Genomic DNA, 12585 nt, shown 5'->3' with positions numbered 1-12585 from the left:
GACGTCTTTAGAGTCACAATATTCAGGGATATTGAACTTTATTGGATAGGCTTGAGTGTATTTAACTAACCCTCCCAATTAATGGGCCTTGAATACTTTCTTATGATCGGCGCGTAAAACAATAACGAATTTGCGAGTTAATATGTGTTGGTGACGTACTATAATGGAATATTGAGCGCTTGCAAGTTACTCTGTGTAGGAGCGTCTATCGTCCTGAAAAGTCTATACATGTATCTCAAAATACGGTAAAATGATACGATATTTTTGAGAATTGAGGCGGGGTATGTAAAGAATTACTCCATCTGCGATGAATCCGAGTGGGTCGAATAAATCTGAATTAGTCCGCTTGTCCTTCAATTCATCTGCAGCCGTGGAAATGATTCAGAGTGGCTTCTTCTACTAGTCCCCTTCCACGTTGGGTGGCACTTCTGCCGACTAGGCGTTGTTATAAATGAACGACCATCAAGAAACACAGTCAATGTGTATCCATCTATACCTTGTGGACCGCATCTCTGAACTGATAATGCGTACCTTAGGGGCTCACCCATAAGACTAGGGGAACCACGTATTCAATAACGGGGAATCGAGGATTTGCTAGCTGAACTAATTACTCCCCTTTCAGGGTAGTAGTGGTCTATCATTCTGGTAACGCTAGCCTCACTCTTGGTCGATATGTGATAGAATACGTTCAACTTCTTGGTCGAAACATACTTCAGCCAATATTTCTCTGGTGTGTTCACCTAGGCTGGGTGCTACAGACCGTATCCGTCCTGGGTTGTTCCTCAAACGGGGAATAACATCATGGATAAGGGTACCCGTTTCATCGCCCGAGTCCCTACAAAGGATTTGCCGCGATTCAAAAAAATCTGAGCCAATTAGATCCGCAATAGTTGTGACCGCTCCGGCGGTAACCTGCAAGGCCTGCAATTTAGACAGCACCACTTCTCTGGGGTTTTCGAGGAAATAGGATCCTAAAATTTCATCGAGTTCTTGCACATGTTTCAAGCGTTGGTTGTTGCTCGAAAAACGGGGGTCCTCGATAAGCTCGGGGCGACCTATGGCAGTAAAAATTCTCTCGCTCATGGCCTGGGTCGACCCGGATAAGGCGATCCATAGACCGTCCGCACACTTATACACGTTACGAGGTGCCGCGGAAGTAATCCGGCTACCGATACGCTTAGGTGCTTCGCCTGTTAGTTCAAAGTCAGCCGCTTGCGGGCCCATGATGGCGAACATAGGCTCGAACAGGGAAAGGTCAATGATCTCACCACAGAAACCTTCACTTGAAAACCGTCGCGCTAAACAGGCTGTAACAGCGAATGCGCCATACGTTCCCGAGATCATGTCAGCAAACGAACCTGGAGGAAGCTGGGGCGGCCCGTCTGCTTCTCCAGTCCTGGATGCTAATCCGCTGGCAGCTTCAACTAGAGTACCGAAGCCGGGCATGTTAGAACGCGAACCCGTACTTCCCCACCCCGAAATGTGAACGATTATTGCCTTTGGATTGCGTGTGAGTAGTGCATTGTCAGATAAGCCGAAACGCTCCATGTCTCCAGGTTTGAAACTGTCGACCACGACGTCGCAACGCTCAACTAGTCGCAGAAGTATTTCCTTGTGATCTGGGTGTCTAAGATCAAGCTCAACACTTCGCTTGTTCCGTGAATACGCCTTCCAATGGGTTTCCACACCACGGACTCTCCAATTTCGGAGCGTATCGCCAATTCCTAAACGCTCGATTTTTATTACGTCGGCGCCGAAATCGGCAAGGAGAGAAGTCAACTGATTTCCCGCTACCAGCCGTGACAAGTCCAGTACGCGGACACCGTCGAGTAACATACTTACACCTTTCAAAACGAGGTGACGGATAAAAGGGGCTGTATAATATTCCCTTGTATTGTCACAATTTGAAGAACTAGAACCTTGGTAAGCTAATCTGAACCAAAATTCAGAGCCATTGACGTATAGCGGTGGCTACAGTAGCGGGCTTTGATACATGGGGCCAATGTCCTCCGCGAATTTCTACGTGAGACACAAGGTCATTCACTTCTGCCAGCTCTGAGGCAGTCAATGAACGCGTACTACGAATATAGAGTCCCCTTACATTGAGTGACTTCCACAGTGCTACCGAATCGCAGTTGAGAACGGAATTCCATATGTATCTCATTGGTAAGTCGGGGGTGCGGTCAAGATCGTTAAAAATACGGTCTTTCCACTCGGCTGGGCCGTCCCAATCTCGAGCTAGAGACGCCCGCATCGCCTGTCGCCAATCAGGTTGACTTGCTAGATTGGCTTTTCTCTCGCGCGCTTTCAGGCTCGAACTACCAACGGGGGCGTTGGAATCAATAATCACTACAAGTCTGGGCGCTACCATACCCCAAGCTACTGATTGGAGAGCCACTACGCCACCGGTGCTATGGCCGACGAGCACGTCACATGAGTCGACTTGACGAGCAATGTACTCGACGGCTGCGAGTAGCCCTACATCCTCTCTGCCATGCGTTAGTGAATTCCAGTGTTTTAGCTCGCTGACGGGGACCTTCGTTGGCAATTTAAGTCGGGTGTCTCGATCCAATTGGGTCAATAGCTCCGACACAAGTGGGTCAAAGTGTTGCGGGGTACCACCTATCCCATGCAGGAAACAAAAATTCATGCCCTCTGAAGATCCGTTTGTTTGGGCATATGCCATTGAGAGTCCTCCTTTACCCTAGATTGTCAAGCCGAGCGGGCCCAGAAGAATTGACACAACTACCAACACAAACGCTCCCCCAAGGCGACTCGAAATCTGCATGAATGGCATAAGCTGAAGCCTCTTCGCGGCAGTTACAACGGCTACGTCGCCCGTGCCACCAGAATCGGTCATACCAAGCCCAATACATACAACCGACTCCATAGCATAGAAACGAACGAGAAGACCTAGGAGACCGGCGATAACGGCGGAGATAATAGGCGTCAGTACCACCAGAAATAGGTACAGAGGGTTGGTTAGAATTTCTAGCATGGAGCTCACGTCGATGTATGCAAAGCTCACACCGACGAGTAGTGCTGGCGTCCATGCCCCTGCGACAAATCCAAACCACGAGGAGGCAGCCGCTTCGTAATTCTTTGGAAGTAGTCCAAAGATCTTTATAAAGGCTGCGAATAGAATGGTCCAAGCATAACCGTGAATCGGAGGTACCACAGCATTCATCAGGCTACCGGCGATAAAAAGCGCGCCGGACAACAATACGCCCACTGCTAATGCATTGAAATGGTCTCGCAATGGCCTCTTCGGGATGGTGAGGTTCTCAGACGAGTTCCTCGCTTTAAGGAGATTACCATTGCCATTGAACCCTTTGAACGGCTCCCCGCGCTGGTTGATCCCGTTAAGAACTCCGGCAAGCACGATCGCTACAATATTTGCTAGAAGTACGGCGGGGATTAGTAGCGAAAGATAGTCGTCGGAGGAACCACCAAGATTCTCTGCGTACATCTCTGACATGGGTATAGCACCAGCGCCTACCCCGCCACCAACCACCGGTGCAGCGACCAGAAAGATAGCACTGGTGAAACCGAAACCTAAAGCGGCGCCAATTGTTCCTATCACAGCGAACACAAGTAGAACGGTGCCGACAAGTGGTATGCCATAACGAATTCCAACGGAAATAAGCATTCTTCGGGGCATGCCCAAAATGCTGCCAGCGATCAGCGCAGCAATGTAAAAATCAATAAACTCGTACCCTGAAGTCCAGTTCTCAATTGCAGTTCCGACCGTCTCTGGGATTAACCCAGCCTCAAAGGCTAGAATCGGTACTAATAAACAGAGTAAAACCGGGCCACCGTAGTCGCGGAAATATGGAATGGCACTACCAACCCACGTAAGAAGAGCTCCCAGCGCAATGGCGCCAACAAAGCCACCAATCATGTTGTCCGGGTAGATACCGGCCCACCCGGCCACAAAAACAATAGCTAATACAACTATGAAGTACGACCAGTGTATGCCACCGATCAAACTAAATTTATTGGTTGCGTCATATAAGTCGCCTGATTCTGGTATATCGAATCGAGGCGTGTTACGTTGCCGTGATTGAGTTGATTTATCACTCATTATATCATCCAGTCTTTTTCTTGATGGTGTTATTCGTGTGAAAGGAATGTATTGGCGAGTTGAAGTACTTTCTTTGCGCGAGTTGCTACGGGATAGTCAACGAATGTTCCGTCACTTAGTTTTATTGCTGCAAATCCCCTCATCTCCGCCCTGGAAAACGCCGTCCATATTTTGCGTGCTCTACGGATTTCGTTGAGGGAAGGTGTAAATACTGCCTTGACGGGAGCTACCTGACTCGGATGTATACATATTCGCCCGAACATTCCGCATGATTTTGCATGTTGTGTAGAGGCTAGGGCTCTATCTGGGTCCCCAATCTGCAATGGAGGCCCGTCTAAGGGTGGCGTAATCCCCGTAGCAAGAGACGCCATCACAAGCTTGATTCGTAAAGCGTCGAAAAGTGTGGGTGCTTCTTCTTCAGATAGACCAACCTCTGCTGAGAGGTCAGCTACGCCTAACCCGAGCCGCTCCACATTCTTATGGGTTGCAATCTGATGAGCATTAAGAATCCCCTGTGTTGTTTCGAGGAGTGCGAGTACAGGAATCTTAGGGATTGATGGGTTAGCGTTCTCTCTAGTTAGGCGTGCTATCGCATAGTCGATGTCGTTGACGCTTTCGACCATCGGGAGCACAAGATAGTCGATGCGGTGAATGACTGAAGTCAAGGAACGCAGGTCGTCTACAATGTGGGAACTCTTGATTCCGTTTATTCTCACCCCGGTCTTAATATCGATGTTATTAGATGACCCGCTGAGGTAAATTTTGACGTTATTCCGGGCGGTCTCTTTCTTGGCTCTCGCAATAGAGTCCTCTAAGTCGAAAATAACGCTGTCGGCACCGGACGTCATGGCTTTTTGAAATCGTTCTGGTTTATCACCGGGAACGAAAAGTGGACAGAGGATACTGCTTGTACCACTATCTGACATGTTTCAATACCCCCGTGGGTTGGGACGATAGTTGAGGATTCTCTCCGAACACTTGAGCCTGGTTCTTCCTTGGGGGGTTAGCCCGTATGTCGGTTGTGGCCACCGACTGAGTATGAACGCCATCACACCACGTTAAAAGCGACAAGTCCAAGAATAAGTGTTATACGACCCTATAGGATGTACTTATGGGTGAGGTGGAGTGATGGATTTCAGGCAGTTGCAATATTTTCTCGCCGTTGTTGATAATCGTGGTGTTAGTCGCGCCGCCGAGGCTCTTTATATTTCGCAACCCTCTGTGTCTCAAGCGATACGCGCCCTTGAACGGGATCTTGGTGTGACGCTGTTTCACCGAGCGTCCGGACATATGGTGTTAACGGCCACGGGCGAAGTCTTCCTGGACCACGCGCGCGATGTGGTACGTGGCGTAGAGCTTGCGCGTGCACACGCAGAATCTGCTGAGCGGCTCGAGCAGGGTAGGTTGGTTGTGGCTAGCACGCCTTCACAGTCAATTGATCCATTAGCGGATGTCGTGGCAGATTTCCTTCGCGACTACCCTGGTATGCAAGTAAATGTTGATGCCGCCTCGACTGTGGATCAGATGTTTGATTCAGTTCGTTTTGGTCGTGCGGAGATTGGGATATACGCGCATCACTCGCCCGTTTCACTGCCCACTAGTCTGCGTAGCTGTAGAGCTCGTCGCGATCCTTTCATCATATTGGCGCGGTCTCAGAAAGAACTACCGCCCGCGCGCCAGAATGAAGATGGATCAATTGTTCCAATCACAATTGATGAGTTGGCTGGTTCACGTTTGATCGTTGGCCAAAGGGGAACCGGTATGCGTCGAGTCGCGGACTTGCTAATCACTGAGGGTGATCGTATTCAAGCTGTAGTGCAGATCGAACAACGTGAGGCTCTGATACCGCTGGTGCGCGCTGGCGCAGGCCTGGCAACTGTAGGCGCTTCGTGGAGAGGGCTTGCTGAAGCTTCTGGCCTGGTAACTCGAACTCTCGATGTCCCGATCGGGTTGGAAATTGAATGGATATACCGAAATGCAAAGCTCAGCCCGGCGGCCACCGCCTTTCTGAGGATAGCGCTGTCGCGAAGGGAAAATAAAGGTTTCCCTAACGCCTAACCGAGGGGCAGAGGCGCTGGCGTTGACGCCCTAGTGGTTAGGTTAATATTCAATTCGTCATAGCCTATATCATTAGCCTGCGGTTCTCTTTCATTTCATGCATATATTCAATATATAGTAAGTTTGCCTGGAGGTTTGGCGCTCGCCAATGTGTATTTCATGTCGCTTGAGTGCATTGCGATCGCAGTGATGCCATTGTGATGCGGACGTAACACCCGTCCCGTCGGTGGAGCAGGGACCGATGCTACGCCCGTTGGTCACATGGTGGCTACTACCTGAGGCGAGCGTTTAGACCTCGCGGGCCAGCAACGTGTCGTGGTCCTGGGTAGACAGCAGGTACAGGGGAATCTCCAGCACCGAACGTGCGCCAGTTTCACCGGCTTCGGCCAGCCGTGCTGCGGCACGAGCGAAGGCCACCATGGCGGCGGCAGTGAAATCTGGGTTGGACTCGAGCTCGAGGGTGAACTCCACGCTTTGCTGGGAACCGCCCAGATCGCCGGTGGTGATCACATGACCGCCGTGTGGCATGCCGAGGTGGTCACGTTCGAATTCTTCCTCAGAGATGAAGTTCACGGTGGTCTGGTATGGGGCGAAGTAAGCCGGCATGTTCACAATCTCTTCGCGAATCCGGTCGTGATCGGTCTCATCGGCGACGATGTAGCACACCCGAGCGTGAGCCTCGGTGGAGACAATGTCCTCGCCTTCACCGGCGCGAGCCTCGGCGATGGCATCTTCGCGGGGCACGGTGTATTGCACCCCGCGCTTGACCCCTTCCACCCGGCGCACCGCATCAGAATGACCCTGTGACAGTCCCTTACCCCAGAACGTATTCTGCACCGGCTGAGGGAATAGTGCCTGGCCGAGCACGCGGTTCATCGAGAAGAGGCCCGGGTCCCACCCAGTGGAGATGATCGACAGGTGGCCGGAGCTTTCAGCGGCTGCGTTCATCTTCTGATAGTGCTCGGGGACCTTCGAGTGGTTGTCGTAGGTGTCCACGGTGGTGAAGTGCTCGGCGAATCCAGTAGCTTGTTCCGGGATATCGGTGGCTGATCCCAGGCAGAGCAGGAGCACATCAACCTGGTCGGCATACTGGGCGGCATCGGCGACGGGGTAGACAGGAGTCTGTGTGTCAAGATTGTCCCGACGAGAGAAGATGCCGAAGAGCTCGAAGTCCTCGGTGGCCTTGATGAGTTTTTCAGCGGAACGGCCCAGGTTGCCGTATCCAACAATGGCAGCGGTGATGGTCATGAGTACTCCTTGATCTGGTGCTCTTCACGGTTCTCTGGCCTGACACCCTGCTGATGCCGGGCCGGCTAGGATACACCCCAAGCCTAACAGCAATTGCCCGTGTCTAATAGGAGTGGATACTGTGTCTTTGCTGTAGAAGTGCTGATGGTGCGTGCCTGGGGATTTTTCTTACCTCCGCCGTTCGGTGGCGTTCAAGGCGGTGAGCAGAAACGCGTACTCCCAGGCCTGGTCTTCCCACATGCGATAGCGTCCGGAGGCTCCGCCGTGTCCGCCATCCATTTCAATCTTGAGTAACACCGGCGATCCGCCGGCCTCCACAGGGGCGTCGTGGCGGCTGGTGACGGTTTGTCGCAGTTGCTGGACCCACTTGGCCGGTTCCACATACAGCACCCGGGTATCGTGCAGTGAGGTCACCGCAGCGATGGCCGGATAGTCCACGGGCCGAACATTGGTATAGGGCGTATAAGAGGCCATATAGTCATAAGCCTCGGGATCCTGCAGGGGATTACCCCACTCATCCCATTCCAAGGTGGTCAACGGCAAATCTGGGTCCAGCATCGAGGTGAGCACGTCCACGAAGGGCACATCGGCCAAGATGGCCCGGTAGAGCTCGGGAGCGAGATTGGCAACCGCACCCATCAGCAGTCCACCGGCTGAGCCACCCATGGCTACAATCCGGTCGGGGTCGACCCACCCGGAGGAGGCGACAAATCGGGTGGCATCGACGAAATCGGTGAAACTATTTTTCTTATGTAGCTTCTTGCCGTGCTCGTACCAGGGACGTCCCAGTTCCCCGCCGCCACGGACGTGGATGACCACGAAGACCACGCCACGGTCCAGCAACGACAGTCGGGACGGGGCAAAGAATGGATCCATGGAGATCTCGTAGGAGCCGTAACCATACAGCAGAGCGGGATTGCTACCATCCCAGGCCACATCACGGTGACGGATGATCGAAAGTGGAATGGCCACGGACTCTTCGGGGCGGGACGTGGGCGCCCACCAGCGTTCCACCAGATAGGCGCTCGGGTCGTAGTCGGGGACCTCTTGGCGGCGTCGCACTGACAACTCGCGGGTGGTCGGGTCATAGTCCAGGACGTGAACCGGGGTGACCCAGGAACTGTAGCTCAGCCGGATCAGCGGTGATTGGTAGGGAGCCGAGACCAGCTCACAGCTAAAAAGCTCTTCGGGAAACTGTGGTTCCACGGCCGGCTGTTGGTTCTCGGTGCCTAACCCGTCCAGCGGGATCACCATGGTGCGCGGGGTGGTCTCCACCCGGGCGGAGACGATCGCGTGAGTGCGGTTGACGTCGACCTCATCAATCTTGGTCGCGGTCGAGTGCGGCATCACGGTTCGCCAGGTCTCGGGTTCGGTGACGGTCTGCGCGGCCACCATCGAGACCGTGTTGTTCGGAAGCGGTGTGCCATCCAGTGGGTTCCGGTCATGAACAATGAGGTAGAAGCGCTGATCGTCGATGACGACTGGGGTGAGCGTGTGCAAACTGTTCAGCTGGCGACTGACGGCCAGCTGCGGGGCGGGAATACTCGGGTCGGTCTCCGACAGTGCAAGCACTCGGGTCTCGGAGATCTCTGAGGTCCCAGAGGAGATGATCAGCTCGGTGCGGTCGGCTGAGAGGCTGAACCCGGTCCAGTACATCTGGTCGGGTTCCTGATAGATCAGCTGGTCCGCACTGCTCGAGGCGCCCAGCCGGTGGACCATGACCCGGTTGGGGCGCCAGGAATCATCGGGCAAACAGTAGAAGACCTGCTGGCCGGTGCGGTCGAAGCTCAGGCCGGCGAAGACACCGGTGAGATCCTCCTGGTGGTCCTCACCGGTGGTTAGATCACGGACCAGCAACCGGTAGAGCTCATTGCCGGTGGTGTCGACCAGATAGGCCAGCGTGTTGCCGTCGGGGGAGACGCTCATCCCACCCAGCGAAAAGAACGGATGGCCCTCGGCGGCTTCATTGGCGTCAAGAATTACCTGTTCACCGGACAGGGGCTGGTCACGTTCCACCACCGGCGGGGTCCAATCGGCTACCAGATCACCGGTGTTCTCGGCTGCTACCCGGCAGTGAATGGGGTACTGACTACCTTCGCGCGTGCGGACAAAATACCACCAGTCATCCCGGCGTATTGGCACCGAAAGATCTGTTTCGATGGTGTGGGATTTGATCTCGGCGAAAATCTGCTCCCGCAACGGTTGTTGATCGGCAGTGAGCTGTTCGGTGTAGGAGTTCTCCTCCCGCAAATGCTGCAACACCTCGGGATTATCGGCATCACGTAACCACTCGTAGTGGTCCGTGAGGGTCCGGCCGTGGTGAGTGACCGTGTGGGGACGTTTGGCTGCGAGGGGTGGATTAAAGCTCATAGCCCCATGCTACGCAACCGAATGGACCGAGTCTGGTGGGCTAGTTCAGCCCTAATAATCCGCGGAAGACGCCCATACCGAAGAAGAGTACGAAAGCCACCGCAACCACCCACATCAGCGGGTGGACTTCTTTGATGCGTCCTTGACCGGTGCGGATGACCGCGTAGGCAATCATACCGGCCCCGATGCCGTTGGCGATCGAGTAGGTGAAGGGCATCAGGATGAACGTCAAGAAGGCCGGGATAGCAGCACCCCAGTCGGAGAAATCAATATTGGTGACCTGGGTGACCATCATGAAACCGACCACCACCAAGGCGGGGGCGACGGCTTCGAAGGGCACCAGGTAGATCAGTGGGGAGAGGAACATCGCCAGGATGAACAGCAAGCCGGTAACCACTGACGCGAAACCGGTGCGGGCCCCTTCACCGATGCCGGTGCCCGATTCGACGAAGATCTGGTTGGAGGAACCGGAGCCAGCACCACCGGCGGTGACCGCAATGGCATCGGCCATCAGTACCCGGTTCAGATGCGGAATATTGCCCTGGGCGTCCACGTTGCCAGCCTCCCGGGCCAGACCGGTGGAGGTGCCCATGGCATCGAAGAACACCGACAGGAGGATCGCGAAGACCAGCAAGGTAGCCATCACCGCGCCCACGGAATCGGCGGTAAAGGCACCGAAGGAGATCTTGCCTAGCAGGCTCAGATCCGGTGCGGTCCATTCCGGTACTGAGGGGGCCACCAGCGACCAACCGACCGGGTTGACGTTACCATCATCATCCACGGCGGGGCCGATCTGGAAGATGGCTTCGAAAATATTGGCCAGCACCGTTCCGGCGACAATGCCGATCAAGATCGCTCCGGGGACCTTGCGAATGACCAGTAGCGCGGTGATGACCAGTCCAATCACGAAGACCAGCACCGGCCAGCCCTCGAGTTCTCCGCCGGTTCCGAGACCAACCGGCACGGTCGTACCGGCCTCATCGGGTAGACGGCGCACGAAACCGGCGTTGACGAGCCCGATCAGGGAAATGAACAGGCCGATTCCGACCACGATGGCGGTTTTCAAAGAGTCCGGAATTGCACGGAAGACCGCTTCACGGAAACCGGTAGCAACCAGGATGATCATCACCAGGCCCGCGACCACAATGAGGCCCATGGCCTGGGGCCAGGTCAGCTCCGGGGTGGTCGCCACGGTAATGGCGATAAATGCGTTGATTCCCAGTCCCGCCGCCAGCGCGAAGGGGTGTTTGGCCCACAAGCCCATCAGGATGGTGCTCAGCCCGGCCAACAGGGCAGTCACGGCAGCAACGCGAGGAATGCCAAGCACCTCCCCGGCGGCATCTTCCCCGGAGAGTACCAAGGGATTGAGCACCACAATGTAGCTCATCGCCAAAAAGGTGGCGATCCCGCCTCGAACTTCGCGTCCGAGCGTGGAACCACGTTCGGTGATTTTGAAGTAGCGATCGAGAGCGTTGCGAGGACGGGCATCGGCGACCGAATTGACGGTCACGAGATGGTCGGAATCGATCTTGGCAGAGCCGTGTTCAGAGCTGTTGTTGGCCATGCCGATTATGTTATAGCGCTCAGCCTTCAGCAGAAAATTCTTTATCGACTTCCGCGCTGGCCGGTCTCAGCGCGGAAGAACGTGGAGAGCACTCCGTAGATCACAAAGCAGGACCCGGCAATAAACAGTGCGCCATAAGCCAGGTACCACATGCTGGCCAAGGACTCGGGGTTGAACTGTTCGGGGACCATATTCAGTCCGGTGGCAATCGCCACGGTGGCCGCGGCTCCCAGGAGCACCATGATCCCCAGAGTCCACAGCAAAGCGTTCCACCCCAGATCGCGGGGGCGGCCCCGAGCTGAGAAAGCATTCCACTGCGGTTCGACACGGAAAATGATCGCTCCGCCGATCAGCCCCCAAATGCCCGAGACCAGCAAGGCCGCGACCATATCGGCGGGACGGTGCCAGGCCTCGAGGAAGGTGGCTACTCCCACCGCCGAGACAAAAACCGCGCCTAAGAACGCCACCAGTGACCGCCAGCGTGGTGCCACCACCAAAAAGATCGCAATCACCGCAGCGGCAGCGAAGGTGGTGTGTCCCGAGGGCATGGAATTGCCGGTGTAGTAGGGCACGCCATTGGCGAGATCGGGACGGGTCAGCACGACATTCTTGAGCACTTGTGTGCTGATGTTGGCCCCGGCAAATACCACTACCGCGATCAGTGACGCCAGCCAGCGCCGGCGGAATAAGGTGATCACCACAAACGTCAGCACCGCCAAGACTGCGACCACGGTGGGCAACTCGCTCAGCACCATCTGGGAGTAGCCGTGCAAGGACTGCAGGTTTTGCGTGGCCGAGTTAATGGCGGCCTGTTCGATGATTTGGCCGGTATGTGAGGTCACGAAGAAGGTATAGATGCCCCACAGCGCCAGTGCCATCACCAGCGCCCAAAGGGCCCAGAGTCCCAGACGGGAGGCCGGCTGGATGGCCATCGGAGCGTGCCCCGGCTGGTGTTGAGGGTGGCGTTCGCGTCGGCGTGAGCCAGCCGATTCATCCGAGACATGGGAGACGAGGCCGGGCTCGGATAGCCTGTCTGGTGAGGCAGGGGAGGAGGGGGCGTTCGGATGTAGCTCATCCACCTGAAAAATGTCGGTTTCCCCGTATTGGTTATATGTCTTCTTCGGATCAAAGGGCACCTGTTTTTCGGCGGAGATCGGTTCAGATTCGGGGTCCTGTTCCGGGTCGTGCTGGGATGATCGATGCCGAAAGTTCACAGCGCCATTATCCCGTACCTATCTGGGAATTGACGCAATTACACTGG

At 55.0% G+C, this 12585-nt stretch carries 9 protein-coding genes; 1 reads left to right on the top strand and 8 read right to left on the bottom strand.

Annotated features, from left to right (window positions below; all coding sequences use genetic code 11):
* Positions 1 to 657: 657 nt before the first annotated feature.
* From QDX22_RS06440 to QDX22_RS06430, 4 genes are all read right to left on the bottom strand, one after another.
* The gene (locus QDX22_RS06440; RefSeq protein WP_110123304.1) at positions 658 to 1836 is read right to left on the bottom strand and encodes a CaiB/BaiF CoA transferase family protein; all 1179 of its coding nucleotides are present in this window, start codon (positions 1834 to 1836) and stop codon (positions 658 to 660) included.
* A gap of 109 nt (positions 1837 to 1945) precedes the next feature.
* On the bottom strand, positions 1946 to 2650 hold the full coding sequence (locus QDX22_RS12095; RefSeq protein ID WP_425248481.1) for an alpha/beta fold hydrolase: 705 nt from the start codon (positions 2648 to 2650) through the stop codon (positions 1946 to 1948).
* A gap of 54 nt (positions 2651 to 2704) precedes the next feature.
* Positions 2705 to 4084, bottom strand: coding sequence for a 2-hydroxycarboxylate transporter family protein (locus QDX22_RS06435; RefSeq protein WP_110123306.1), 1380 nt, complete (start codon positions 4082 to 4084; stop codon positions 2705 to 2707).
* Positions 4085 to 4113: 29 nt separating this feature from the next.
* On the bottom strand, positions 4114 to 5010 hold the full coding sequence (locus QDX22_RS06430; protein WP_110123307.1) for an HpcH/HpaI aldolase/citrate lyase family protein: 897 nt from the start codon (positions 5008 to 5010) through the stop codon (positions 4114 to 4116).
* 202 nt (positions 5011 to 5212) lie between these two features.
* Here QDX22_RS06430 and QDX22_RS06425 point away from each other — a divergent pair, with 202 nt between their 5' ends.
* Positions 5213 to 6142 carry a LysR family transcriptional regulator gene (locus QDX22_RS06425; protein WP_122548905.1) on the top strand — a complete coding sequence of 310 codons (930 nt, stop codon included), beginning with the start codon at positions 5213 to 5215 and terminating at the stop codon, positions 6140 to 6142.
* Between the two features lie 288 nt (positions 6143 to 6430).
* Here the strand turns inward: QDX22_RS06425 and QDX22_RS06420 are convergent, their stop codons facing one another.
* The 4 genes from QDX22_RS06420 to QDX22_RS06405 form a co-directional block, all read right to left on the bottom strand.
* Positions 6431 to 7390 carry a diaminopimelate dehydrogenase gene (locus QDX22_RS06420; RefSeq protein WP_122548904.1) on the bottom strand — a complete coding sequence of 320 codons (960 nt, stop codon included), beginning with the start codon at positions 7388 to 7390 and terminating at the stop codon, positions 6431 to 6433.
* Positions 7391 to 7558: 168 nt separating this feature from the next.
* Positions 7559 to 9760 (bottom strand): S9 family peptidase, encoded by a 2202-nt coding sequence (locus QDX22_RS06415; protein WP_122548903.1) that lies wholly within the window; start codon positions 9758 to 9760, stop codon positions 7559 to 7561.
* 40 nt (positions 9761 to 9800) lie between these two features.
* The gene (locus QDX22_RS06410; protein ID WP_110097982.1) at positions 9801 to 11324 is read right to left on the bottom strand and encodes an NCS2 family permease; all 1524 of its coding nucleotides are present in this window, start codon (positions 11322 to 11324) and stop codon (positions 9801 to 9803) included.
* 41 nt (positions 11325 to 11365) lie between these two features.
* Positions 11366 to 12538, bottom strand: coding sequence for a phosphatase PAP2 family protein (locus tag QDX22_RS06405; protein WP_110110241.1), 1173 nt, complete (start codon positions 12536 to 12538; stop codon positions 11366 to 11368).
* Positions 12539 to 12585 lie beyond the last annotated feature (47 nt).

This window comes from Auritidibacter ignavus (assembly GCF_029853775.1).
GTDB lineage: Bacteria > Actinomycetota > Actinomycetes > Actinomycetales > Micrococcaceae > Auritidibacter > Auritidibacter ignavus.
This window is presented reverse-complemented; position numbering and strand designations above follow the sequence as displayed.

What these genes read in the sequence shown, in the direction of transcription:
- QDX22_RS06440 (WP_110123304.1), bottom strand. Translation starts at nt 1,836, where the DNA reads ATGTTACTCGACGGTGTCCGCGTACTGGACTTGTCACGGCTGGTAGCG.
- QDX22_RS12095 (WP_425248481.1), bottom strand. Translation starts at nt 2,650, where the DNA reads ATGAATTTTTGTTTCCTGCATGGGATAGGTGGTACCCCGCAACACTTT.
- QDX22_RS06435 (WP_110123306.1), bottom strand. Translation starts at nt 4,084, where the DNA reads ATGAGTGATAAATCAACTCAATCACGGCAACGTAACACGCCTCGATTC.
- QDX22_RS06430 (WP_110123307.1), bottom strand. Translation starts at nt 5,010, where the DNA reads ATGTCAGATAGTGGTACAAGCAGTATCCTCTGTCCACTTTTCGTTCCC.
- QDX22_RS06425 (WP_122548905.1), top strand. Translation starts at nt 5,213, where the DNA reads ATGGATTTCAGGCAGTTGCAATATTTTCTCGCCGTTGTTGATAATCGT.
- QDX22_RS06420 (WP_122548904.1), bottom strand. Translation starts at nt 7,390, where the DNA reads ATGACCATCACCGCTGCCATTGTTGGATACGGCAACCTGGGCCGTTCC.
- QDX22_RS06415 (WP_122548903.1), bottom strand. Translation starts at nt 9,760, where the DNA reads ATGAGCTTTAATCCACCCCTCGCAGCCAAACGTCCCCACACGGTCACT.
- QDX22_RS06410 (WP_110097982.1), bottom strand. Translation starts at nt 11,324, where the DNA reads ATGGCCAACAACAGCTCTGAACACGGCTCTGCCAAGATCGATTCCGAC.